Source organism: Streptomyces sp. NPDC018263 (genome assembly GCF_055562575.1).
In genome coordinates this window covers 348,168-370,359 of the sequence record NZ_JBVHFA010000003.1, presented here as the reverse complement: position 1 = coordinate 370,359, position 22,192 = coordinate 348,168, and the positions used below count along the sequence as shown (strand labels likewise).

Here is a 22,192-nt window from a genome sequence, read left to right as displayed (position 1 = left end):
TCTTCACCCACTGGAGCAACCGATGAAGAAAGCCCTGCTCTTCGGCGAGTACAAGATCGCCCGCTTCCTGCCGGTCCTGCGGGACCGCGGCTACACCGACATCGTCGTCTACTCGGCCGTCGAGTTCGACGCGGCCTCGGAGTTCGACAACGAGGGCGTCGAGGTCAAGCTGATGGACCTCGACTGGACGGCGGACGACGTCGTCGCCGTCCTGGAGGCCGAGCGCCCCGACGTGGCGATCGCCAACCCCTACGCGCACGGCCAGGAGCAGTTGCCGATCGTCTACGGCCGCGCCGCCGCCCGGTGGAACGGCCGGTTCGTGGCCCACTCCGCCGAGTTCGCCGAGGTCGCCTGCGACAAGGTGGCGCTCCACCGGACCGCCGTGGAGCGGGGCTGGCCGGTCCCCGCGGGCGCGGTCTGCGCCGACGCCGGCCAGGTCGCGGCCGCCGCGGCCGAGGTGGGCTTCCCGCTCGTCATCAAGGAGGCCCAGGCCCAGGCCGGTGACGGACGCTTCCACGCCTCCTCCCAGGAGGAGCTGGACGCGATCCTGGCCGCGGGGCTCGCCTTCCCGGCGATCGTGCAGTCCTTCGAGCGGGGGACCGAGACGGGCATCGAGCTGATCAGTGCCGGCGGGACGCTCATGCGCTGGCCGGTGGTCTCGATGGGACCGCTGGACGACGGCCTCGACCCCTCGCTGCGGGCGCGGATCACACCGTACGAGCTGCCCTCGGGCGCGGCGGCCCGGCTGGAGGCGTTCCTCACCGACATCCAGGACAACTTCGCCCCGTTCGGGCCGTGGCAGATCGACTTCGCGGTCGTCGGTGACGACATCGTCGTCCTGGAGATCAACCCGCGGCTCGGCGGTCTGTCCGACCTGGGCCTGACGGGCACCGGGACCGACCCGCACGCCGTGTTCACCGCGGCCGCGCTCGGCGAGGCGCTGCCGGAGGTGCAGACCCGCGCGGTCACGATCGAGCTGCCCTCCACCGAGATCCCCGGTGTGGAGGTGCCCGCCCACCCCGAGGGCGCCGAGGTGATGAAGGTGACCGCGCGCCGGCCCACCAACCGGTGCTTCATCAACACCGACCGGATGCAGTTGGTCACCACCATCGGCGACCTGGAGGCGGGCAAGCGCTGGCTGAAGGAGCTGGACGCCGCCGGACTGCTGCGCTGCCCCGTCGAGTCCGCCGCCCGCCGGCTCGAGGAGGGCTTCGAGGTCTTCGGGGCGAAGGCGGGCACGCGATGAGGGTGCTGATCGCCGGTCTGGGCGACAACAAGGACTTCGGGCTCAAGTCGCTGCGCGACGCGGGGCACTTCGTCGGGGTCATCGACCTGCCGCACCGCATCCCGGTCAACCTGTGCGACTGGTGGCGGGCGGGCGACCGCTTCTCGGTGGACTCCATGCTGGAGGAGGCGTCTTCGGCCGACTTCACCTGGGACGCGGTCCTGTGCTGGGAGGAACTGTCCACCGACATCGCCCGTGAGGTCGCGCGCAAGCTCGGCGTGCCGGGCACCCGGATGCCGGCGGGCCACTTCCGGGACAAGGGCCTGATGCACGGCCGGCTGCGGGAGCAGGGGCTGCCCACCCCCCAGCTCGGGGTGGCCCGCACGCTCCAGGAGTGCGAGGACCTGGCCGGGGGCCGGTTCCCGCTCGTGCTCAAGCCGACCGACTACGGCGGCAGCGGCGGCGTCCAGGTCGTCACCGGCCCGGACGGGCTGGCCGGCGCCTTCCGGTCGGCCGCCACGCTGTCGGCGAGCGGCCGGGTGGCGGTGGACCGCTATGTGCGCGGCAAGGAGTACAGCGTCGAGGCCGTCACCTGGGCGCCCGGGGACACCGAGATCCTCGCGGTCACCGAGAAGCATCTGACCCGGCCGCCGTACTGCGTCGAGCTGGGCCATGTGGTGCCCGCGGTGCTGCCGGACGCGGACCGCGAGGCGCTGGCCGCCGCGACGCGGGCCGCGCTGGACGCCCTCGGGATGGAGGCGGGCGTGTGCCACGCGGAGTTCCGGATGACCGAGGAGGGGCCCCTCCTGATGGAGGTGGCCGGGCGCCCGGCCGGCGGCCAGATACCGCGCCTGGTGGAGCTGGCCACCGGCTGGAACATCAACCTCGCGGAGCTGGCGGCGGTGGCGGGGCAGCGGCTTCGCCCGTCGGAGCCCGCGGCGGAGTGTGCGGCCGTCCGCTGCTTCGTCGGGGACGGCGTCACCCCGTTCACCCACCCGGTGACCCTGGCGAACGCCTCGCGCCCCCCGCTGCTCGGCACGCTGCGGGAGCTGCGGTACTCCGCCGGTGAGGGCACGGTGCACCGGGTGCCGCGCGGCCCCGAGGACCGCCTCGGCTACGCGCTCTTCGCCGGTACGCGCGAGGAGGTCGCGGCCGCGCTCGGGGCGCTGGACCAGGGCAGGGAGGTCTACCGAGGTGACTAGCGCACCGGCCGAGCGGCCGACGTCGAGTGAACCGGAGGACCGGGTGCCACCCGGTACGGCGAAGGTCCGCGGGGGGCTGTGGCGCAACCGGGACTTCCTCAAGCTGTGGTCGGGGGAGACGGTCGCCGCGATCGGCGCGCAGGTCACACAGCTCGCGCTGCCCATGCTGCTGCTGAGCACCCTGGGGGCGAGTCCGGCCGAGGTCGGGCTCGTCGCCGGGATGCAATACCTGCCCGCGCTGTGCGTCACCCCGTTCGCGGGCCTGGTGATCGACATGTTCGACCGCAGGCTGGTCCTTCTCGTGGCCAACCTGGCGCGGGCGGTGGCACTGGCCGTGGTGCCGGTGCTGTATCTCACCGACACCCTGACCGTGCCGACCCTGTGCCTGATCGCCTTCGTGGTGGGCGCCGGGACCTCGGTGTTCGACGTGGCCTACCTGGCCTACCTGCCCGCACTGGTGCCCCAGCGCGATCTGGTGGACGCCAACAGCAAGCTGCAGGGCTCGTACTCCGTCGCCCAGATCGGCGGCTCCAGTGTCGGCGGCCTGCTGATCAGGGCGCTCGGCGCGTGGCTGGCGATCCTGGCGAACGTCGTCGCCTACCTGGCGGCGTTCGTCACCATGCTGCTCATCCGGCACCGCGAGCCGCCCCGCGAGCGGTCCTCGACGGGGCGGCCCCGCGCGGCCGACCTGCTCACCGGGGTCAAGCTGCTGTGGCGGGACCGCACCCTGCGGGTGCTGAGCATGCGGGCGGGCTGGTTCAACCTGTGCGAGCAGGCGATCCTCACGCTGTTCCTGGTCTACGCGGTGAAGGAGCTGGGCATGGACGCCGGCGGCGTCGGCTTCGTGCTCGCCTTCGGCAGCGTCGCCTCGCTGGCCGGGGCGTTCGTGGCCCGTCGCGCGGGAAACCGCTTCGGCTTCCCCGGCATCCTGATCCTGGCCAGCAGCGCCTCGTCCCTGGCGCCCCTGCTGCTGCTCCCGACCGGGCCCGGCTCGGGCTGGAACTTCACCCTGGCCACGCTGACGTTCGCGGTCTACGGGTTCGGGCTGACCATCTACAACGTCCATGTCGTCGCCTTCCGGCAGTCGGTGATCCCGACCGAGGTGCTCGGCCGGGCGACGGCGGCGTACCGGATGCTCACCTACGGGACGCTGCCGATCGGCGCCTTCCTCGGTGGTCTGCTGGGCGGGCGGCTGGGCCTGTGGAACTCGATCCTCGCCTTCGCGCTCGCGTCGGTGGTGGGGTGGCTGCTGTTCATCGCGGCCTGCCGGCGCCTGCCGGCCCCGGAACCGGAGGGGGTGCCCGCGCAGTAGGGGCCGGCCGTCCGCCGTGCCCGCCAGTGGTGAGTTGTCCACAGGGTCTGACGCGTTTCGGCCACCGCATGTACCTTCGGCACGAGTTGATGTTCGAGACGCTCGTGCGGGGGCGTTCGGGGTGCGGGGGAGGCGGTCGTGGTGGCCGGAGCGCGGGTGGAGCCGGCCGGGGTGAGGCCGGCGGGCAGGGTGCCGAGGCTGCGCGGGTTCGCGCAGTGGCCGCCGGCCGGGTCCGCCAAGCATCAGGGCAAGGCGCTGCGGGCCGAGGTGCCCCGCGCCGCCCACCGGGACCTCGTGATCGACGAGGCGCGTCCGGACGCGGTGGCCGCGGTCGAGGAGTCCAACGCCGGGCGCCTTCCCGAGCTGACGCCGATACGGGTGGGCCGCATGGCCGCCTCTCCCTTCGCCTTTCTGCGCGGCTCGGCCGGCCTCATGGCGTACGACCTGGCCCGCACCCCGGTGACCGGTATCGGCACCCAGCTCTGCGGCGACGCCCACGCGGCCAACTTCGGTCTGTACGGGGACGCGCGCGGCGGCCTGGTCATCGACCTCAACGACTTCGACGAGACCGTGCACGGCCCCTGGGAGTGGGACCTCAAACGGCTCGCCGCCTCCCTGGTGCTGGCCGGGCGCGAGACGGGTGCCGACGAGGACACCTGTCACGCGGCCGCGCGGGACGCCGTCGGCGCGTACCGGCGCACCATGCGGCTACTGGCCGGGCTGCCCGCGCTGGACGCCTGGAACGCCATCGCGGACGAGGAACTCGTCTCCCACACCGACGCGCACGACCTGCTCGGCACCCTGGAGCGGGTCTCGGCGAAGGCGCGGGCCAACACCAGCGGCCGCTTCGCCGCCCGGTCCACGGAGGCCGGGGAGGACGGGGGCCGCCGCTTCGTGGACGCGCCCCCGGTGCTGCGCCGAGTCCCGGACGCGGAGGCCGCCGCCGTCGCCGCCTCGCTGGAGCCGTATCTGTCGACGCTGGGCGCCGACCGGCTGCCGCTGCTCGCGCGGTACGCGGTGCAGGACGTCGCCTTCCGGGTCGTCGGCACCGGCAGCGTGGGCACCCGGTCCTACGTCGTACTGCTTCTCGACCATCGTGGGGAGCCGCTCGTCCTCCAGGTGAAGGAGGCCCGGCCCTCCGCGCTCGCCCCGCACCTGGCCACCGCGGGCTTCCCGGTGCCGCCCGCCGGGCACGAGGGGCGGCGCGTGGTGCTGGGGCAGAAGCGGATGCAGGTGGTCAGCGACATGTTGCTGGGCTGGACCACGGTCGACGGGCGGGGTTATCAGGTACGGCAGTTCCGCAACCGCAAGGGCAGCGTCGACCCGGCCGCCCTCGCGCCCGGCCAGGTCGACGACTACGGCCGGATGACCGGCGCCCTGCTGGCCCGCGCCCACTCCCACAGCGCCGACCCCCGCCTCATCGCCGGGTACTGCGGCAAGAACGAGGAACTGGACGACGCCGTGGCCGGCTTCGCCACCGCCTACGCCGACCTCACCGAGGCCGACCACGCGCGGCTGGTGGAGGCGGTGCGCTCCGGGCGGATCGCGGCCGAGACGGGGGTGTGAGCGGGATGCGGCAAGAAGCCGCAGTGGCGGGAAGAGGGCGGCCGGGGTGGTGAGATGAAGTACGTCGAACTGCGCGGCGGCGGCAGCGAGGAGCCCGTGCTCGCCGACCCCCGCCCCTATCTCGCCCGGCTGCCCGGTATCGCCGCCGGACTGCCGCCCGGCGCCCGTGCCTTCGCCACCGACCCGGCGCACTACGACCCGGAGGCCAAGCGCTGTGTCCGCGACCTGCTGCCCACGCGGGTCCACCGCACGGACGACGGTGACGTCGAGATCCGCTTCCGGCACCACTGCTTCCGGCACGAGGAGGACCTGCTCCTGCGCTACACCGGGGTCTCCCGCTTCCAGTCGGACGTGCTGGACGTGTGCGATCCGGCCTCGCCGGCCGATGTGATCCTGGACGAGATCCTGCCGCTGCCGGGCGGCTGCACCCACGAGGTGGCCTGCCGCCCGGGCCGGCTGGTGGTGGCGTGCCGGGATCTGGTGGCGGAGTGGGTTCCGGCCGTGTGCCCGCAGGCGGGTTCCTAGGCGGAGACGGCGAGTTGGGGCGGTCGTTCCGCTCCGTCGCGGCAGGGCCTTGTGGCCGTGGCCTAGGCTGGTCGGGTGACGACCCCGGAAGCTGAGCAGACCGAACAGGCCCAGTCGCCGCGGCCCGAGGAACGGCTGGAAAAGGCCGTCCGGGTCGCCGAGCAGGCGCTGATCGACTTCGAGATCGCCGTGGAGACCTTCCGCGTCGAGGTCGAGAACTTCGCCCGGCTGCACGAACAGCGGCTGGGCCCGCTGTACGCCCGCATCGAGGAGCTGGACGCCTCGATCGCCGAGGCGCGGGCCGCCCGTACCCAGGACCCCGAGGACATCCGGCGCGCCGCCGAGGCCCGCGCGAACCTGTCGCCCATACCCGGCGTCGAGGAACTGCTGCACGGCTGGATGGACGGCCAGGGTCTGTTCCCCGAGGCCACCGCGATGCTCACCGACCAGCCGGTGCGGCCGCCGGAGCGGGTGCGGCCCAGCGAGGAGGTCCGCAAGCTCTACCGCGACCTCGCCCGCAAGGCCCACCCCGACCTCGCCCAGGAGAACGCCGAGCGCACCCGCCGCGAGGAGTTCATCACCCGCGTCAACGCCGCCTACGCCCGCGGTGACGAGGCCCTGCTCCGGGAACTCGCCGCGGAGTGGGCCGCCGGACCGGTGCCGCCCGAGCGCCGGCCCAGCCCCAGCGACGAGCTGTACGCCCGCCTGGAGTGGCTCGCCCAGCGCAAGGAACTCCTCACCCTGGTCGCCCGGGAACTGGAGAACGGCGCCATCGCCGGCATGCTCCGGCTCGCCCCGGACGACCCCGACAGCCTCCTCACCGAGATCGCCGAGCGGCTGCACGGTGACATCGCCCGCCGTGAGTCCGACCTGGCGGCGCTGCTGACGCAGGAGTGAGGCCCCCGCGTCGCGTGCGGCGCTTCGGGTAGCGTCGGGGGCATGAGTTTCGGAGCTGGTGTGCCCACGGTCGAGGTCACGGACCTCAAGGACGGCGATTTCCTGCTGGACGTCCGCGAGGACGACGAATGGCAGGCCGGTCATGCCCAGGGGGCGCTGCACATCCCCATCAGCGAGTTCGTCGCCCGCTACGGCGAGCTGACCGAGGCCGCCCCCCAGGACGGCCGCGTCAACGTCATCTGCCGCTCCGGCGGCCGCTCCGCCCAGGTCACCATGTACCTCGTCCAGCAGGGCATCGACGCGGTGAACGTCGACGGCGGCATGAAGCACTGGGAGGCCGCGGGCCGGCCTGTGGTCACGGACGCGGGACAGGCCGGGGTCGTGATCTAGCCACTCCGCTCACCGGTCGAAGTCCACCTCCACCTTCTCGGTCATGGGGTGGGACTGGCAGGCCAGGACGTACCCCGCTTCGGTTTCCTCGGGTTCGAGGGCGAAGTTGCGGTCCATGCGGACTTCGCCGGTGACGAGGAAGGCGCGGCAGGTGCCGCAGACGCCGCCCTTGCAGGCGTAGGGGGCGTCGGGGCGGTTGCGCAGGACGGTGTCCAGGACGGACTCGCCCCGCTGGGCCGGCCAACTGCCGCCGCGGCCGTCGAGGCGGGCGGTGACCGTGCTGTGCGCGGCCGCCGGGGCGGTGGTGGCCGGGGTGGTGCCGCCGTCCACATGGAAGATCTCCTGGTGGATGCCGGAGCGGTCCACGCCGAGACCGCGCAGCGCCCGTTCGGCGTCCTCCACCAGGCCGTACGGGCCGCACAGGAACCAGCCCTTCACCTGGTCCACCGGGAGCAGCGCGGGCAGCAGCCCGGTGAGCCGGTCCCGGTCGAGGCGGCCGGAGGGCAGGCCCGCCTGCTGTTCCTCGCGGGAGAGGACCGTCACCAACTGGAACCGCTCCGGGTAACGGTCCTTCAGGTCCGCCACCTCCTCCAGGAACATGGTCGAGGCGGCCGTACGGTCGGCCCGGACCATGCAGAACCGCGCGCCCGGCTCACGGGCCAGCAGCGTGGCGGCGATCGACAGCACCGGCGTGATGCCGCTGCCGCCGACGACGGCCGCGAAGTGACCCGGCGCCGGGTCCAGGGTGAAGCGCCCGGCCGGGGTCATCACCTCCAGCTCGTCCCCGGCGGCGATCTCCTTGAACGCGTACGTCGAGAACGCGCCCCCGTCGACCAGCCGTACCCCCACCCGCAGCGTGCTCGGGCCGGGCCCGGCCGGGTCGGGGGCCGGGGAGCAGATGGAGTAGGTGCGGCGGATGTCCCCGCCGTCCACTCGGCGGCGCAGGGTGAGGTGCTGGCCCGGCCGGTGCCGGTACTCCTCGCGCAGTTCGGGCGGCACGGCGAAGGTGACGGCGACCGAGTCGTCGGTCAGCCGGTCGATCTCGGCCACCCGGAGCCGGTGGAAGCGTGCCATCACAACTCCTTGAAGTGGTCGAAGGGTTCACGGCAGGAGAGGCACCGGCGCAGCGCCTTGCAGGCCGTGGAGGAGAAGCGGCTCAGCAGCTCGGTGTCGGCCGAGTCGCAGTGGGGGCAGCGGACGGCCTCCGTCGTCGGCTCCCCGGCGGCGCCGGTGCGGGTCGGGCCCAGGGTGAGGGCGACCGGTCCCGCGGGGTGCCGGGTGCGCGGCGGGGCGATGCCGGACTCCCGGAGCTTGCGGCGGCCCTCGGGAGTGATGTCGTCCGTGGACCAGGCCGGGGTGAGGACCGTGCGGACGGTCACCTCCCGCATGCCGTGCGCCCGGAGGACCTCTTCTATGTCCGCGCTCATCGTCTCCACCGCCGGGCAGCCGGTGTAGGTCGGCGTGAGGTCGACCTCGACCGCGCCGGTGCCGGTGAGGTGCACGGCGCGCACGACGCCCAGCTCGTGCAGGGTGAGCACGGGGAGTTCGGGGTCGGGCACCGAGCCGGCCAGCTCCAGCAGCTCCGACTCCAGCGCGGTGGCGGTCACCATGACGCCCCCGGATGGCTGCGGTGCAGATGCTGCATCTCGGCGAGCATCCGCCCGAACGACTCGGTGTGCAGGCCCTGTCGGCCCGCGCCCGCGGCCCAGGCGCCCGTGCGGGGGCCTTCGGGCACGGTCAGGGTGGCGCGCCCGAGCACGTCCGTGACCGAGGCGAGCCAACTCGCCTCCAGCGCCGCCCAGTCGACGTCCACGCCGGGGATCGGCTGGAACATCTCGCCGGTGAAGCGCCACAGTGCGCCGCAGGCCCGGCTCATCCGGTCGTGGCTGAGATCGGTGCCGTCGCCGAGGCGCACGGTCCACTGCTCGGCGTGGTCGCGGTGGTAGGCGACCTCCTTGACCGCCTTGCCGGCCAGCGGCTGGAACGGACCTTCCTGTGCGGCCAGTTCGGCGTACAGCAGGTGCTGGTAGGTGGAGAAGCAGAGCTGCCGGGCGATGGTGTGGGCGAAGTCGCCGTTGGGCTGTTCCACCAACTGGAGGTTGCGGAAGGCGCGTTCCTCGCGGAGGTAGGCCAGCTCGTCCTCGTCGCCGGCCATGGAGAGCAGTACACGGGCCTGGCCGAGCAGGTCGAGCGCGATGTTGGCGAGGGCGACCTCCTCCTCCAGGACCGGGGCGTGTCCGGCCCACTCCCCGAGGCGGTGGGAGAGCACCAGGGCGTCGTCGCCGAGGGCCAGCGCGGCGGTGGTGGGGACGGTGGCGGTCACAGGTGCTTCACCCCTTCCGGGATCTCGTAGAAGGTCGGGTGCCGGTAGGGCTTGTCGGCGGACGGCTCGAAGAACGGGTCCTTCTCGTCGGGCGAGGAGGCGGTGACGGCGGTGGCCGGGACGACCCAGATGGAGACGCCCTCGCCGCGCCGGGTGTACAGGTCACGGGCGTTGCGCAGGGCCAGCTCCGCGTCGGGGGCGTGCAGGCTGCCGGCGTGGGTGTGGGAGAGGCCGCGGCGGGAGCGGACGAAGACCTCCCACAGGGGCCAGTCGGTGTGGGTCATGCGCGCGTCGCTCCTGTCCGGCCGGTGCTCCCGGCGTGTCTGGCCGCGTGGGCGGCGGCCGCTTCCCTGACCCAGGCGCCCTCGTCGTGTGCGCGGCGGCGCTGGGTGATCCGCTGTTCGTTGCAGGGGCCGTTGCCCTTGAGCACTTCCTTGAACTCGGTCCAGTCGATGGCGCCGAAGTCGTGGTGCCCACGCTCCTCGTTCCACTTCAGGTCCGGGTCGGGGAGGGTGAGGCCGAGGGACTCGGCCTGGGGGACGGCGATGTCGACGAAGCGCTGGCGCAGCTCGTCGTTGGAGTGGCGCTTGATCTTCCACTCCATGGACTGGGCCGAGTGCTGAGAGGAGTCGTCGGGCGGGCCGAACATCATCAGTGAGGGCCACCACCAGCGGTCGACCGCGTCCTGCGCCATGGCGTGCTGCTCGGGGGTGCCCTGGCTCAGGGCGAGCAGCAGCTCGTATCCCTGGCGCTGGTGGAAGGACTCCTCCTTGCAGATGCGGACCATCGCGCGGGCGTACGGGCCGTAGGAGCAGCGGCACAGCGGGACCTGGTTGGTGATGGCGGCGCCGTCCACCAGCCAGCCGATGGCGCCCACGTCGGCCCAGGTCAGGGTTGGGTAGTTGAAGATCGAGGAGTACTTCTGGCGGCCGCTGTGCAGCTTGTCGAGCAGCTCCTCGCGGCTGGTGCCGAGGGTTTCGGCGGCGCTGTAGAGATAGAGGCCGTGGCCCGCCTCGTCCTGGACCTTGGCCATCAGGATCGCCTTGCGGCGCAGGCTGGGGGCGCGGGTGATCCAGTTCGCCTCGGGCTGCATGCCGATGATCTCGGAGTGCGCGTGCTGGGCGATCTGGCGGACGAGGGTGGCGCGGTAGGCGTCCGGCATCCAGTCGCGCGGCTCGATGCGCTCCTCGGCGGCCACCGCCGTGTCGAAGGCGTACTGGTGCGCCGCGATGTCCGCGGTGGCGCCGGGTGCGCCCTCCGCGGGTGTGCGGTCCGTGCGAGGCGCGGCTGCTGTGGCCATGCGGTCCCCCTGACCTAGGACTCTGCCGGAAACACGCCCCGACCGATCGTTCGGTTCGTGCGTGTCAATGGTGTGCCGGGGCGTCGTCGGGTGTCAACCGCTGTGGACAATGCGGCCCCGCGCCTGTGGAAAACCCCGCCCCGGCCGGGCGGCGAAGGCCGGGCCCTGGGCTGCGCGGGGCGGGTGGGGCTGAGTACCGTTCCGTGCGGGTGCCAAGCGGAAGCAAAGGCGTCCGAGGACCAGGGGGCGCCCATGCCGGGTGCGTCGATGCCGGAGCGGAAGCGGGACGGGGCGGGGATGGACGCGTACGACGAGGAGCCGGGGGCCCTGAGCGGGCCGGACGGTCCGGCCGGGGCGCGTCGCGCGGACAGCCCCGGAACACCAGCCGGGGCCACCGAATCCGGGGCCACCGAATCCGGGGCCACCGAATCCGGGGCCACCGAATCCGGGGCCACCGTGTCCGGGGCCACCGAATCCGGGGCCACCGTGTCCGGGGCCACCGAATCCGGGGCCACCGTGTCCGGGGCCACCGAATCCGAGGTCACCGTGTCCGGGGCCACCGTGTCCGGGGCCACCGAATCCGAGGTCACCGAGTCCGGGGCCACCGAGTCCGGGGCCACCCAGTCCGGGGCCACCGCAGCAGAGGGCGCCGGACCCGGGGCCACCGAGCCCGGCGGAGCCAGGGAGCCCGCTCCGCGCACCGGACTCGCCGCCCTCTCCCCCCGCTACCGCCTCGTCGCGGGCGGCGCGCTCGCGGTCGTGGCGGCCGTCGCCGCGGTGCACCTGGGCATGGTGTTCCTGAGCCTCGCCCCCGCCAACACCGTGAGCAAGCGGCACGCCAAGGCGGTGGAGGGGTGGGTGTACCCGGAGTTCGAGCAGAACTGGAAGCTGTTCGCGCCGAACCCGTTGCAGCAGAACGTCGCCGTACAGGTACGCGCCCAGGTCCGGGGCGGGGACGGCGAGGTGCGCACCACCGGCTGGACCGACCTGTCCGCCGCGGACGGCGCCGCCATCGACGGCAACCTGCTGCCCAGCCACACCCAGCAGAACGAGCTGCGCCGCGCCTGGGACTTCCTCGGCAACACCCACGGCACCGACAACCGGCCCGTGGGCGTGCGCGGGGCGCTCTCCGAGCAGTACGTGCGCCGGATAGTGGTGCTGCGCCTGCGGCGGGACGAGGGCGTCGAACGCCTCGGAACCATCGAGCGCGTGCAAGTGCGCTCCCGCACCGTCAACGTGCCCCCGCCCGAGTGGAGCCGGGAGAAGGTCTCCACCGAGCCCGCCTACCGTGTGCTGCCCTGGTGGACGGTGACCGGTGACGAGACCGAGGCGGGTGCCCGATGAACCGGCTCTCCCAGACCTTCGCCCAGGGCGTCGGGCGCGTCACCGGCGCTGCCCTCGGCCCGTACCAGAGCGCGGTGATCCGGATCGGGTTCGCCGGGACCTGGCTGCTGTTCCTGCTGCGCGAGTTCCCGCACCGCCAGGAGCTGTACGGGCCGGCCGGGCCGTGGAGCTGGAACCTGGCCCACCAGCTCATCGCCGACAATCACGCCTTCACGGTGCTGATGTGGTCCGACAGCCGGCTCTTCTTCGAGCTCTGCTACCTCCTCGCGCTGCTGGCCAGTGCCGCGCTGCTGGTCGGGTGGCGCACCCGGACCGCGGCCGTGCTGTTCATGGTGGGGGTGCTGTCGCTCCAGAACCGCAGCGTCTTCATGGGGGACGGCGGCGACAACGTGCTGCACCTGATGTCCCTCTACCTGGTGTTCACCCGCTGCGCCCAGGTGTGGTCGCTGGACGCGCGCCGGGCCGGGCGGGCGGAGGCGGCACGCGCGCGTGGGGAGCGCGTTCCCGCCGACCGGGTGGGTCCGGTGCTGTGGGGGCTGTCCGGCACGGTGCTGGTCACGGCCGCGGTGACGGGCCGGTTCCACGGCGACTGGCTGGTGCCCGCGCTGCTCTGGGCGAGCTGGGCCGGGCTGGGGTTGTGGTGGGCGGCCGGTCGCTGGACGCGCTCGCAGCAGCCCCGGATGCTGCTCGACGTGCTGGCGAACGTGCTGCACAACGCCGGTATCGCCGTGATCATGGCGGAGGCGTGCCTGATCTACGCCACGGCCGGGTGGTACAAGATCCAGGGCTCGCGCTGGCAGGACGGCACCGCCGTCTACTACCCGCTGCACCTGGACTACTTCTCCCCCTGGCCCGCCCTCGCCGGCCTGATGTCCGCCAGCGGCGTCCTGATGATGATCGTGACCTACGGGACGGTCATGGTGCAGGTCGCCTTCCCCTTCACCCTGTTCAACCGGCGCGTGAAGAACGTCCTGCTGGTGCTGATGATGACCGAGCACGCGGTGATCGCCGTCGTCCTCGGGCTGCCCTTCTTCTCCCTGGCGATGATCACGGCGGACGCCGTCTTCCTGCCCACCGCCTTCCTGCTGCTCCTCGGCGGCTGGGCCGCACGCGCGCGTGGACGGCTGATACGGCGCGGCGGGGCGGGCCGGGTGCCGCCGCCCCGCGCCCCGGAGGAGTCCACCGCGGGGCACGTAGGGTTCAGGGCATGACCGACTCCCTGAACCGCTGGCGCGAGCGCGCCGGGGACGCCGTGCTGCTGGACGGCTTCCACGCCCTCAAGCACGCGCTGCGTTTCGGGGCCGAGGTGCCCGTGGCGGTCACCACCGACCGCGCGGCCACGCTCGCCCTCGCCGGTGAACTCGCCGGGGACGTCAGAGACCCGCTGGACGCGCTGCTGACGGAGGTGCCCCAGGCGGTGTACGCCTCCCTGGTGCCCCGCCCGCACCCGACCGGCGTGGCCGCCCTGGCCGTACGGCCGTCCCGCGAGGCCAACCTCAAGACGCTGGCCCACCAGCCGCGCACCGCGCCCGTGGTGGTGCTGGACGAGCCGCGCAACCTCGGCAACGCGGGCGCCGTGATCCGGCTGGCGGCCGGGTTCGGCGCCACCGGGGTCGTCACCACCGGCACTCTCGACCCGTGGCACCCCACCGTGGTGCGCGGCGGGGCGGGGCTGCACTTCGCCACCGCCGTGGAGCGCCTCGGTGTCGACGAGCTGCCCACCGGGCCGCTGTTCGCCCTCGACCCCGAGGGCGACGACATCCGGCGGGTCGGGCTGCCCGACGACGCGGTGCTGGCGTTCGGCTCGGAGCGCAGCGGGCTCTCGGCACCGCTGCGGGCCCGAGCCGACCGGCTGCTGGCGCTGCCCATGCGGCCGCAGGTCTCCAGCTATAACCTGGCCACCAGCGTGGCCATGACGCTGTACCACTGGAGCCTGCGCACCGCCTGAGCCGCGCGACTACGCCTCCTTGCGGACCTCCACCACACGGAAGCGGCTGGCGACGTACGCGCCGTCGGTGAGGGCCGCGTTCGCCGCCGGGTTGCCGCCGGAGCCGTGGAAGTCGGAGAAGGCGGCGGTCTGGTTGACGTACACCCCGCCGGTCAGGTTCAGCGAGAGCTGGGCGGGCTCCTCCAGGCAGACCTCCTCGATGGCGCGCGCCACCTCCGGGTCGATGGTGTGGGCGCCGACCGTCATGGCGCCCTGCTCGCGGATGGTGCGCCGCAGCAGGTCGACGGCGTCGGCGACCGAGTCGACGGCCACCGCGAAGGACACCGGACCGAAGCACTCGCCGAGGTAGGCGGCCTCGTCGTCGGGCTTGGCGGCGTCCAGCCTCACGATCACCGGGGTGCGCACCACCGCGTCCGGGAAGTCCGGGTTGGTGACCTCGCGGGAGGCCAGGGCGACTTCGCCGAGGTCGGCGGCGGCCTCCAGGCGGGCCTTCACATCAGGGTTGACGATGGCACCCAGCAGGGCGTTGGCCCGGGCGTCGTCCCCGAGGAGGCCGTCGACGGCGCGGGCGAGGTCGCCGGTCACCTCGTCGAAGGACTTGTGGCCCTCATCGGTACTGATGCCCTCGCGCGGGATCAGCAGGTTCTGCGGGGTGGTGCACATCTGGCCGCTGTACAGGGAGAGCGAGAAGGCCAGGTTGGCCAGCATGCCCTGGTAGTCGTCGGTGGACTCCACGATCACCGTGTTGACGCCGGCCTTCTCCGTGTAGACCTGCGCCTGGCGGGCGTTGGCCTCCAGCCAGTCGCCGAAGGCGGTGGAGCCGGTGTAGTCGATGATGCGGATCTCGGGGCGGGTCGCGAGGGTCTTGGCGATGCCCTCGCCGGGCCGCTCGGCGGCGAGCGCGACCAGGTTGGGGTCGAAACCGGCCTCGGCCAGCACCTCGCGGGCCACCTGGACGGTGAGCGCGAGCGGCAGCACCGCGCGCGGGTGCGGCTTGACCAGGACCGCGTTGCCGGTGGCCAGGGAGGCGAACAGGCCCGGATAGCCGTTCCACGTGGGGAAGGTGTTGCAGCCGATCATCAGGGCGATGCCGCGCGGGACCGGCGTGAAGCTCTTGGTCAGCGTCAGCGGGTCGCGCTTGCCCTGCGGCTTGCTCCACTCCGCGGTCTCGGGGGTGCGGGTCTGCTCCGCGTACGCGTACGCCACCGCCTCCAGGCCGCGGTCCTGGGCGTGCGGGCCGCCCGCCTGGAACGCCATCATGAACGCCTGGCCGCTGGTGTGCATGACCGCGTGCGCGAACTCGTGCGTCCGGTCGCTGATCCGCTTCAGGATCTCCAGACAGACCGCCGCGCGGGCCTCCGCGCCCGCGTCGCGCCAGGCGGCCTGCCCGGCGCGCATCGCGGGGAGCAGCACGTCGAGGTCGGCGTGCGGGTAGCTCACGCCCAGTTCGATGCCGTACGGCGAGACCTCGCCGCCCACCCAGTCGTCCGTGCCGGGCTGGTCCAGGTCCAGACGGGTGCCGAGGAGCGCGTCGAAGGCGGCCTTGCCCGCGCCCGCGTCCAGGCTGCCGTGCTCGCCGTACGCCTTGGGGTGCTCAGGGTGCGGGGACCAGTACGCGCGGGTGCGGATCGCCTCAAGGGCCTGATCGAGGGTGGGGCGGTGCTGGGCGATCAGCTCGTGTGCGGTCGGTCGGGCGGTCATCCGGGACCAACTCCTCGTCTGCGTGAGCTCGTCGTCGAGCTCGTGACCTGGGGGTTTGGAGAGACGGCAGGGTTGCGGCGGGCGCGGCCCGCGGAGCCTTCCGCCGGACGGTGGTGGGCTGCGGGCGGTCAGGGCTAGAGTAACCGAACGATCGGTCGGGACAAGGGGGTCCGCCGCATCTGTGGACAACGTCGTGCGGGAGGATCGCGCACATGACAGCTATCGACCTCAGCAGTCCCGTGGCCGTGGTCGGCACCGGCACCATGGGCCAGGGCATCGCCCAGGTCGCGCTGACCGCCGGCCACCCGGTCCTGCTCCATGACGCGCTGCCCGGCCGGGCGCGGGAGGCCGCCGAGGCCATCGGCGCCCGCCTCGACCGGCTCGTGGCCAAGGGCCGGCTCGGCGCGGACGAACGGGACGCGGCGCGCGCCCGCCTCACGCCCGTCGAGGACCTCGCCGAACTGGCCGACTCCGCGCTGGTCGTGGAGGCCGTGCTGGAGCGGCTGGACGTCAAGCAGGAGCTGTTCCGGGAGCTGGAGGGGATCGTCTCCGAGGACTGTCTGCTCGCCACCAACACCTCCTCCCTGTCGGTGACCGCCGTCGGCGGCGCGCTCGCCTCCCCCGGCCGTTTCCTGGGTCTGCACTTCTTCAACCCGGCCCCGCTGCTGCCTCTGGTGGAGGTCGTCTCCGGGTACGCCACCGACGTCACGTCGGTCACGCGCGCGTACGAGACCGCCCGCGCCTGGGGGAAGACCCCGGTGGCCTGCGCGGACACCCCCGGCTTCATCGTCAACCGCATCGCCCGGCCCTTCTACGCCGAGGCGTTCGCCGTGCTGGAGGCACAGGGCGCCGACCCGGCCACCATCGACGCGGTGCTGCGCGAGAGCGGCGGCTTCCGCATGGGCGCCTTCGAGCTGACCGACCTCATCGGGCAGGACGTCAACGAATCCGTCACCCACTCGGTGTGGAACTCCTTCTTCCAGGACGTCCGCTTCACGCCCTCGCTCGCCCAGCGCCGCCTGGTGGAGTCCGGGCGGCTCGGCCGCAAGAGCGGCCAGGGCTGGTTCGACTACGCCGAGGGCGCCGAGCGCCCCGAGCCGCACACCGCCGAGAAGGAGAAGCCGCCGGCCCACGTCACCGTGGAGGGCGACCTCGGCCCGGCCGCCGGGCTGCTCCCGCTGATCCGCGAGGCGGGCATCGCCGTCCACGAGGACGACGAGGACCAGGGCAGCCGGCTGGCCCTGCCGAGCGGTGGCCAACTGGTCCTCGCCGACGGGCAGACCGCCGTGGAGTTCCGGGACGTCGTCTACTTCGACCTCGCCCTGGACTACCGCGCCGCCACCCGGATCGCGCTCTCCGCCTCCCAGGACACCTCCCCGCGTACGCTGGCCGAGGCCATCGGCCTCTTCCAGGCGCTCGGCAAGGACGTCAGCGTCATCGGGGACGTGCCCGGCATGATCGTCGCCCGCACGGTGGCCCGGATCGTCGACCTCGCGCACGACGCGGTCGCCAAGGGCGTGGCCACCGAGGAGGACATCGACACCGCGATGCGCCTGGGCGTCAACTACCCCCTCGGGCCCTTCGAGTGGAGCCGCAGGCTCGGCCGGAGCTGGGCGTACGAGCTGCTGGACGACCTGCACATGCGCGACCCCTCCGGCCGGTACGCGCCGTCCCTCGCGCTCTACCGCCACGCGTACGCCACCGACAAGCGGGAGGGCACCTCATGACCACCGCCAAGCGCGACACGTACACCCCCGAGACCCTGCTCTCGGTCGCCGTGGGGGTGTTCAACGAGCGCGGTTACGACGGCACCTCCATGGAGCACCTCTCCCGAGCGGCGGGCATCTCCAAGTCCTCGATCTACCACCACGTCAGCGGCAAGGAGGAGCTGCTGCGCCGGGCCGTCAGCCGGGCGCTGGACGGACTGTTCGCCATCCTCGACGAGGAGCCCGCGCGCGTGGGGCGGCCGGTGGACCGGCTGGAGCACGTCGTACGGCGCATGGTCGAGGTGCTCATAGCCGAGCTGCCCTATGTGACGCTGCTGCTGCGCGTCCGGGGCAACACCGAGGCGGAGCGGTGGGCGCTGGAGCGGCGCCGGGACTTCGACCACCGGGTGGCCGACCTGCTGCGGGCGGCCGCCGAGGACGGGGACGTGCGCGGGGACGTGGAGGTCCGGCTGGCGACCCGGCTGGTCTTCGGAATGATCAACTCCATCGTGGAGTGGTACCGGCCCGAGACACGCGGGGCCAGTGGGCGCGAGGTGGCCGACGCGGTGGTGCGGCTGGTCTTCGCGGGGCTGCGCAAGGAGTAGGGACCGGCGCGGGGGTCAGGCGTCCGGCTCCAGGTCCTCCTCCTCGAACACCAGCAGGGTGCGGGTGCCGAGCACCTCCGGGATCGACTGGAGCCGGGTGAGCACCAGCTCGCGCAGCGCCCTGTTGTCCGGCGTGTGCACCAGCAGCAGCACGTCGAAGTCGCCGCCGACCAGCGCCATGTGGGACGCGCCGGGCAGGCGGCGAAGCTGTTCCCGGACCGTGCGCCAGGTGTTCTGGACGATGTTCAGCGTGATGTACGCCGAGGTGCCGTGCCCGGCCCGCTCGTGGTCGACCCGGGCGCCGAAGCCCCGGATCACCCCGTCCTCGACCAGCCGGTTGATCCGCGCGTAGGCGTTGGCGCGGGAGACATGGACCCGCTCGGCGACCGAACGTATCGAGGCGCGGCCGTCCGCCTGGAGGATCTTGAGGATGTCCTGATCTATGGCGTCCAGCGGGCGGGGCGGGCGCAGCGCGCCGTCCTCCGCCGCCTGGGCCATTTGTTCAGGTGTCATGTCCCCCCGCTTCATCGCCGTGGACGTCCTGCATTCATTCCAGGCTGTGCAAAACCGTTTGTCCACAGCCTGAGGGGGCCAGTAGCCAAAATGCGCCGACGACCGAACAATCGGTAGGTGAGACGGGTCACAGCCGACCCGCCTCTCGTAGCCGCTCCCACGAGGAGGTGCCGTCATGACGGTCATGGAGCAGCGGGGCGCGTACCGGCCATCGCCGCCGCCCGCCTGGCAGCCCCGCACGGACCCCGCGCCGCTGCTGCCCGACGCCGAGCCCTATCGCGTCCTCGGCACCGACACGGCCGCCGAGGCCGACCCGGACCTGCTGCGCAGGCTCTACGCCCAGGTGGTCCGCGGCCGCCGCTACAACACGCAGGCGACCGCGCTCACCAAACAGGGCCGGCTCGCCGTCTACCCCTCCAGCACCGGACAGGAGGCGAGCGAGGTCGCCGCCGCCCTGGCCCTGGAGGAGCGCGACTGGCTCTTCCCCAGCTACCGCGACACCCTCGCCGTGGTCGCCCGGGGCGTCGACCCGGTGGAGACGCTCACCCTGCTGCGCGGCGACTGGCACACCGGCTACGACCCGCACACCCACCGCGTCGCCCCGCTGAGCACCCCGCTCGCCACCCAGTTGCCGCACGCCGTGGGCCTCGCGCACGCCGCCCGGCTCAAGGGGGACGACGTGGTCGCCCTCGCCATGGTCGGCGACGGCGGCACCAGCGAGGGCGACTTCCACGAGGCGCTGAACTTCGCCGCCGTCTGGCAGGCCCCGGTCGTCTTCCTCGTGCAGAACAACGGCTTCGCCATCTCGGTCCCGCTCGCCAAGCAGACCGCCGCGCCCTCCCTCGCCCACAAGGCGGTCGGATACGGCATGCCGGGCCGCCTGGTCGACGGAAACGACGCGGTCGCGGTGCACGAGGTGCTCACCGAGGCGGTGCGGCGGGCCCGCGCGGGCGGCGGCCCCACCCTGGTCGAGGCGGTGACGTACCGCGTGGAGGCGCACACCAACGCCGACGACGCGACCCGCTACCGCGAGGACGACGAGGTCGAGGCGTGGCGGCGGCACGACCCGGTCCAGCTCCTGGAACGCGAGCTGACCGCACGCGGGCTGCTGGACGAGGCCGCGATCGACGCGGTCCGGCAGGACGCCGAGGCGATGGCCGCCGACCTGCGCGAACGCATGAACCAGGACCCCCGGCTCGACCCGATGGACCTCTTCGACCACGTGTACGCCGAGCCCACCGCGCAGCTCCGTGAACAGCGCGCGCTGCTCGGGACCGAGCTGGCCGCCGAACAGGACGACCAGGAAGGCGACCCGCGATGACCACCGTGGCCGTCAAGCCCGCCACCATGGCGCAGGCCCTCACCCGCGCGATGCGCGACGCGATGGCCGCCGACCCCGCCGTCCATGTCATGGGCGAGGACGTCGGCACCCTCGGCGGTGTCTTCCGGGTCACCGACGGGCTCGCCGCCGAGTTCGGCGAGGACCGCTGCACGGACACCCCGCTGGCCGAGGCGGGCATCCTCGGCGCCGCCGTGGGCATGGCGATGTACGGCCTGAGGCCCGTGGTGGAGATGCAGTTCGACGCGTTCGCCTACCCGGCGTTCGAGCAGCTCGTCAGCCATGTCTCCCGGATGCGCAACCGCACGCGGGGCCGCATGCCCCTGCCGATCACCGTGCGCGTCCCCTACGGCGGCGGCATCGGCGGCGTCGAGCACCACAGCGACTCCTCCGAGGCGTACTACATGGCCACCCCCGGCCTGCACGTCGTCACCCCGGCCACCGTCGCCGACGCCTACGGGCTGCTGCGGCAGGCCATCGCCTCCGACGACCCCGTGGTGTTCCTGGAGCCAAAGCGGCTCTACTGGTCCAAGGACACCTGGAACGCGGACCACCCCACCGAGGTGGAGCCCATCGGGCGCGCGGTCGTCCGGCGCCCCGGCACCAGCGCCACCCTGATCACCTACGGGCCGTCCCTGCCGGTGTGCATGGAGGCCGCCGAGGCCGCCCGCGCGGAGGGCTGGGACCTGGAGGTCGTCGACCTGCGCTCGCTGGTGCCCTTCGACGACGAGACGGTCTGCGCCTCCGTACGGCGCACCGGGCGCGCGGTCGTCGTGCACGAGTCCACCGGGTTCGGCGGGCCCGGCGGCGAGATCGCGGCCCGGATCACCGAGCGCTGCTTCCACCATCTGGAGGCACCGGTGCTGCGCGTGGCCGGGTTCGACCTGCCCTACCCGCCGCCGATGCTGGAGCGGCACCACCTGCCCGGTGTCGACCGCGTGCTGGACGCGGTGGCCCGTCTCCAGTGGGAGGCGGAGAACTGATGGCCCAGGTACTGGAGTTCAAGCTGCCCGACCTCGGCGAGGGGCTCACCGAGGCGGAGATCGTGCGCTGGCTGGTGGCCGTCGGTGACGTGGTCGCCGTCGACCAGCCCGTCGTCGAGGTCGAGACGGCCAAGGCGATGGTGGAGGTCCCCTGCCCCTACGGCGGCGTGGTCACCGCCCGCTACGGCGAGGAGGGCACCGAACTGCCCGTGGGCGCACCGCTGATCACCGTCGCGGTCGGCTCCCCCGACCCCGTCGGACCGGCCGGGGAGAACACCCCCGAGGCCGAGGGCTCCGGCAATGTCCTGGTGGGCTACGGCACCCAGGCCCCCGCCCGCCGCCGGCGCCGCGTACGCGCCCAGCTCACCGTGGCCAACGGCACCGCCCCGGCCGCCCCGGCACCCGCACCGGAACCGGCCGCCCCAGAACCCCCCGCCTCCCAGGGCCCCGTCCCCGTCGTCTCCCCCCTCGTCCGCAAGCTCGCCCGTGACAACGGCATCGACCTGCATGCCTTGCGCGGCACCGGCCCGGACGGCCTCATCCTGCGCGCGGACGTCGAAGCGGCCCTCCGCGTCGAAGCGACGGCACCCCCCACCGCGCCGGCGCCCACCACCCACCCCGAAGGCACCCGCATCCCCCTCAAGGGCGTGCGCGGGGCCGTCGCCGAGAAGCTGAGCCGCAGCCGCAGGGAGATCCCGGACGCCACCTGCTGGGTCGACGCCGACGCGACCGAACTCCTGCGCGCGCGGGCCGCGATGAACGCGGCCGGGGCCCCGAAGATCTCCCTGGTCGCCCTGCTCGCCCGTATCTGCGCGGCCGCCCTCGCCCGGTTCCCGGAGCTGAACTCCTACGTCGACACCGAGGCCCGCGAGGTCGTCCAACTGCTCGGTGTGCACCTCGGGTTCGCCGCGCAGACCGAACGCGGACTGGTCGTGCCCGTCGTCCGGGACGCGCACAGGCGGGACGCGGAGTCGCTGACCGCCGAGTTCGCCCGGCTCACCGAGGCCGCCCGCGCCGGACGGCTGACGCCGGGTGAACTCACCGGTGGCACCTTCACGCTGAACAACTACGGCGTCTTCGGCGTGGACGGATCCACCCCGATCATCAACCACCCCGAGGCGGCCATGCTCGGCGTCGGCCGTATCGTCCCCAAGCCGTGGGTGCACGAGGGCGAACTGGCCGTACGCCAGGTCGTGCAGCTCTCGCTCACCTTCGACCACCGGGTCTGCGACGGCGGCACGGCGGGCGGCTTCCTCAGGTACGTGGCGGACTGCGTGGAACAGCCGGCCGTACTGCTGCGCACCGTGTGAACC

The 22,192-nt window shown here is 73.1% G+C and carries 22 protein-coding genes; 15 read left to right on the top strand and 7 right to left on the bottom strand.

What is annotated here, in order from left to right:
- Positions 1-22 precede the first annotated feature (22 nt).
- The 7 genes from ACZ3HQ_RS10835 to ACZ3HQ_RS10805 all read left to right on the top strand — a co-directional run bounded on the left by ACZ3HQ_RS10835 (position 23) and on the right by ACZ3HQ_RS10805 (position 7,117).
- Positions 23-1,246: an ATP-binding protein gene (locus tag ACZ3HQ_RS10835; protein WP_467509479.1), complete on the top strand. Its 1,224-nt coding sequence runs from the start codon at positions 23-25 to the stop codon at positions 1,244-1,246.
- Complete coding sequence (locus ACZ3HQ_RS10830) at positions 1,243-2,427, top strand: ATP-grasp domain-containing protein (protein ID WP_467509477.1); 1,185 nt, start codon at positions 1,243-1,245, stop codon at positions 2,425-2,427. Before ACZ3HQ_RS10835 ends, ACZ3HQ_RS10830 begins: the two co-directional genes overlap by 4 nt.
- The gene (locus ACZ3HQ_RS10825; RefSeq protein ID WP_467509475.1) at positions 2,420-3,739 is read left to right on the top strand and encodes an MFS transporter; all 1,320 of its coding nucleotides are present in this window, start codon (positions 2,420-2,422) and stop codon (positions 3,737-3,739) included. Before ACZ3HQ_RS10830 ends, ACZ3HQ_RS10825 begins: the two co-directional genes overlap by 8 nt.
- A 138-nt stretch (positions 3,740-3,877) precedes the next feature.
- On the top strand, positions 3,878-5,305 hold the full coding sequence (locus tag ACZ3HQ_RS10820) for a DUF2252 domain-containing protein (RefSeq protein ID WP_467509473.1): 1,428 nt from the start codon (positions 3,878-3,880) through the stop codon (positions 5,303-5,305).
- Positions 5,306-5,359: 54 nt separating this feature from the next.
- Positions 5,360-5,830: a hypothetical protein gene (locus tag ACZ3HQ_RS10815; protein WP_467509471.1), complete on the top strand. Its 471-nt coding sequence runs from the start codon at positions 5,360-5,362 to the stop codon at positions 5,828-5,830.
- A 75-nt stretch (positions 5,831-5,905) separates the two neighbouring features.
- Complete coding sequence (locus tag ACZ3HQ_RS10810; protein ID WP_467509469.1) at positions 5,906-6,727, top strand: J domain-containing protein; 822 nt, start codon at positions 5,906-5,908, stop codon at positions 6,725-6,727.
- Positions 6,728-6,787: 60 nt separating this feature from the next.
- The gene (locus ACZ3HQ_RS10805; protein WP_467510007.1) at positions 6,788-7,117 is read left to right on the top strand and encodes a rhodanese-like domain-containing protein; all 330 of its coding nucleotides are present in this window, start codon (positions 6,788-6,790) and stop codon (positions 7,115-7,117) included.
- A 9-nt stretch (positions 7,118-7,126) separates the two neighbouring features.
- Here ACZ3HQ_RS10805 and paaE read toward each other — a convergent pair whose 3' ends face one another.
- From paaE to paaA, 5 genes are read right to left on the bottom strand one after another with little or no spacing between them, the layout of a single operon-like run.
- Entirely contained in the window at positions 7,127-8,191 is a 1,065-nt protein-coding gene (gene paaE / locus ACZ3HQ_RS10800) for a 1,2-phenylacetyl-CoA epoxidase subunit PaaE (RefSeq protein ID WP_467509467.1), read from the bottom strand.
- On the bottom strand, positions 8,191-8,727 hold the full coding sequence (paaD, locus tag ACZ3HQ_RS10795) for a 1,2-phenylacetyl-CoA epoxidase subunit PaaD (RefSeq protein WP_467509465.1): 537 nt from the start codon (positions 8,725-8,727) through the stop codon (positions 8,191-8,193). The genes paaE and paaD overlap by 1 nt, the downstream gene beginning before the upstream one ends.
- Positions 8,721-9,440, bottom strand: a complete 720-nt coding sequence (gene paaC / locus ACZ3HQ_RS10790; protein WP_467509463.1) for a 1,2-phenylacetyl-CoA epoxidase subunit PaaC — start codon at positions 9,438-9,440, stop codon at positions 8,721-8,723. The genes paaD and paaC overlap by 7 nt, the downstream gene beginning before the upstream one ends.
- Positions 9,437-9,724, bottom strand: a complete 288-nt coding sequence (gene paaB / locus ACZ3HQ_RS10785) for a 1,2-phenylacetyl-CoA epoxidase subunit PaaB (protein ID WP_030805879.1) — start codon at positions 9,722-9,724, stop codon at positions 9,437-9,439. The genes paaC and paaB overlap by 4 nt, the downstream gene beginning before the upstream one ends.
- Complete coding sequence (gene paaA, locus ACZ3HQ_RS10780) at positions 9,721-10,740, bottom strand: 1,2-phenylacetyl-CoA epoxidase subunit PaaA (protein ID WP_467509461.1); 1,020 nt, start codon at positions 10,738-10,740, stop codon at positions 9,721-9,723. The genes paaB and paaA overlap by 4 nt, the downstream gene beginning before the upstream one ends.
- A gap of 516 nt (positions 10,741-11,256) precedes the next feature.
- Between paaA and ACZ3HQ_RS10775 the strand changes: the two genes are divergently transcribed.
- Genes ACZ3HQ_RS10775 through ACZ3HQ_RS10765 form a run of 3 tightly spaced genes read left to right on the top strand, consistent with a single transcriptional unit; the run spans position 11,257 to position 14,032 of the window.
- Positions 11,257-12,084: a DUF5819 family protein gene (locus tag ACZ3HQ_RS10775; protein ID WP_467509459.1), complete on the top strand. Its 828-nt coding sequence runs from the start codon at positions 11,257-11,259 to the stop codon at positions 12,082-12,084.
- Positions 12,081-13,295 (top strand): HTTM domain-containing protein, encoded by a 1,215-nt coding sequence (locus ACZ3HQ_RS10770; RefSeq protein WP_467509458.1) that lies wholly within the window; start codon positions 12,081-12,083, stop codon positions 13,293-13,295. Before ACZ3HQ_RS10775 ends, ACZ3HQ_RS10770 begins: the two co-directional genes overlap by 4 nt.
- A complete protein-coding gene (locus ACZ3HQ_RS10765; protein WP_467509456.1) occupies positions 13,292-14,032 on the top strand; it encodes a TrmH family RNA methyltransferase in 741 nt (246 codons plus the stop codon). Before ACZ3HQ_RS10770 ends, ACZ3HQ_RS10765 begins: the two co-directional genes overlap by 4 nt.
- Positions 14,033-14,041: 9 nt before the next feature.
- Here the strand turns inward: ACZ3HQ_RS10765 and paaN are convergent, their stop codons facing one another.
- The gene (paaN, locus tag ACZ3HQ_RS10760; protein ID WP_467509454.1) at positions 14,042-15,733 is read right to left on the bottom strand and encodes a phenylacetic acid degradation protein PaaN; all 1,692 of its coding nucleotides are present in this window, start codon (positions 15,731-15,733) and stop codon (positions 14,042-14,044) included.
- Positions 15,734-15,945: 212 nt separating this feature from the next.
- On the opposite strand from paaN, the gene ACZ3HQ_RS10755 reads away from it, so the two are divergent.
- Positions 15,946-17,460, top strand: a complete 1,515-nt coding sequence (locus ACZ3HQ_RS10755) for a 3-hydroxyacyl-CoA dehydrogenase (RefSeq protein WP_467509452.1) — start codon at positions 15,946-15,948, stop codon at positions 17,458-17,460.
- Positions 17,457-18,044 carry a TetR/AcrR family transcriptional regulator gene (locus ACZ3HQ_RS10750; RefSeq protein ID WP_467509450.1) on the top strand — a complete coding sequence of 196 codons (588 nt, stop codon included), beginning with the start codon at positions 17,457-17,459 and terminating at the stop codon, positions 18,042-18,044. Before ACZ3HQ_RS10755 ends, ACZ3HQ_RS10750 begins: the two co-directional genes overlap by 4 nt.
- 15 nt (positions 18,045-18,059) lie before the next feature.
- On the opposite strand, the gene ACZ3HQ_RS10745 is transcribed toward ACZ3HQ_RS10750, so the two are convergent.
- Positions 18,060-18,557: an Lrp/AsnC family transcriptional regulator gene (locus ACZ3HQ_RS10745; protein WP_467509448.1), complete on the bottom strand. Its 498-nt coding sequence runs from the start codon at positions 18,555-18,557 to the stop codon at positions 18,060-18,062.
- 175 nt (positions 18,558-18,732) lie between these two features.
- On the opposite strand from ACZ3HQ_RS10745, the gene pdhA reads away from it, so the two are divergent.
- From pdhA to ACZ3HQ_RS10730, 3 genes are read left to right on the top strand one after another with little or no spacing between them, the layout of a single operon-like run.
- A complete protein-coding gene (gene pdhA, locus ACZ3HQ_RS10740) occupies positions 18,733-19,878 on the top strand; it encodes a pyruvate dehydrogenase (acetyl-transferring) E1 component subunit alpha (RefSeq protein ID WP_467509446.1) in 1,146 nt (381 codons plus the stop codon).
- Complete coding sequence (locus ACZ3HQ_RS10735; RefSeq protein ID WP_031179013.1) at positions 19,875-20,879, top strand: alpha-ketoacid dehydrogenase subunit beta; 1,005 nt, start codon at positions 19,875-19,877, stop codon at positions 20,877-20,879. The genes pdhA and ACZ3HQ_RS10735 overlap by 4 nt, the downstream gene beginning before the upstream one ends.
- On the top strand, positions 20,879-22,189 hold the full coding sequence (locus ACZ3HQ_RS10730) for a dihydrolipoamide acetyltransferase family protein (protein ID WP_467509443.1): 1,311 nt from the start codon (positions 20,879-20,881) through the stop codon (positions 22,187-22,189). Before ACZ3HQ_RS10735 ends, ACZ3HQ_RS10730 begins: the two co-directional genes overlap by 1 nt.
- The last annotated feature ends 3 nt before the right edge of the window (positions 22,190-22,192 follow it).

What these genes read in the sequence shown, in the direction of transcription:
- paaE (WP_467509467.1), bottom strand. Translation starts at nt 8,191, where the DNA reads ATGGCACGCTTCCACCGGCTCCGGGTGGCCGAGATCGACCGGCTGACC.
- ACZ3HQ_RS10735 (WP_031179013.1), top strand. Translation starts at nt 19,875, where the DNA reads ATGACCACCGTGGCCGTCAAGCCCGCCACCATGGCGCAGGCCCTCACC.
- ACZ3HQ_RS10770 (WP_467509458.1), top strand. Translation starts at nt 12,081, where the DNA reads ATGAACCGGCTCTCCCAGACCTTCGCCCAGGGCGTCGGGCGCGTCACC.
- paaN (WP_467509454.1), bottom strand. Translation starts at nt 15,733, where the DNA reads ATGACCGCCCGACCGACCGCACACGAGCTGATCGCCCAGCACCGCCCC.
- paaD (WP_467509465.1), bottom strand. Translation starts at nt 8,727, where the DNA reads ATGGTGACCGCCACCGCGCTGGAGTCGGAGCTGCTGGAGCTGGCCGGC.
- ACZ3HQ_RS10815 (WP_467509471.1), top strand. Translation starts at nt 5,360, where the DNA reads ATGAAGTACGTCGAACTGCGCGGCGGCGGCAGCGAGGAGCCCGTGCTC.
- paaB (WP_030805879.1), bottom strand. Translation starts at nt 9,724, where the DNA reads ATGACCCACACCGACTGGCCCCTGTGGGAGGTCTTCGTCCGCTCCCGC.
- ACZ3HQ_RS10730 (WP_467509443.1), top strand. Translation starts at nt 20,879, where the DNA reads ATGGCCCAGGTACTGGAGTTCAAGCTGCCCGACCTCGGCGAGGGGCTC.
- pdhA (WP_467509446.1), top strand. Translation starts at nt 18,733, where the DNA reads ATGACGGTCATGGAGCAGCGGGGCGCGTACCGGCCATCGCCGCCGCCC.
- ACZ3HQ_RS10830 (WP_467509477.1), top strand. Translation starts at nt 1,243, where the DNA reads ATGAGGGTGCTGATCGCCGGTCTGGGCGACAACAAGGACTTCGGGCTC.
- ACZ3HQ_RS10765 (WP_467509456.1), top strand. Translation starts at nt 13,292, where the DNA reads ATGACCGACTCCCTGAACCGCTGGCGCGAGCGCGCCGGGGACGCCGTG.
- ACZ3HQ_RS10750 (WP_467509450.1), top strand. Translation starts at nt 17,457, where the DNA reads ATGACCACCGCCAAGCGCGACACGTACACCCCCGAGACCCTGCTCTCG.
- ACZ3HQ_RS10755 (WP_467509452.1), top strand. Translation starts at nt 15,946, where the DNA reads ATGACAGCTATCGACCTCAGCAGTCCCGTGGCCGTGGTCGGCACCGGC.
- ACZ3HQ_RS10835 (WP_467509479.1), top strand. Translation starts at nt 23, where the DNA reads ATGAAGAAAGCCCTGCTCTTCGGCGAGTACAAGATCGCCCGCTTCCTG.
- paaA (WP_467509461.1), bottom strand. Translation starts at nt 10,740, where the DNA reads ATGGCCACAGCAGCCGCGCCTCGCACGGACCGCACACCCGCGGAGGGC.
- ACZ3HQ_RS10745 (WP_467509448.1), bottom strand. Translation starts at nt 18,557, where the DNA reads ATGACACCTGAACAAATGGCCCAGGCGGCGGAGGACGGCGCGCTGCGC.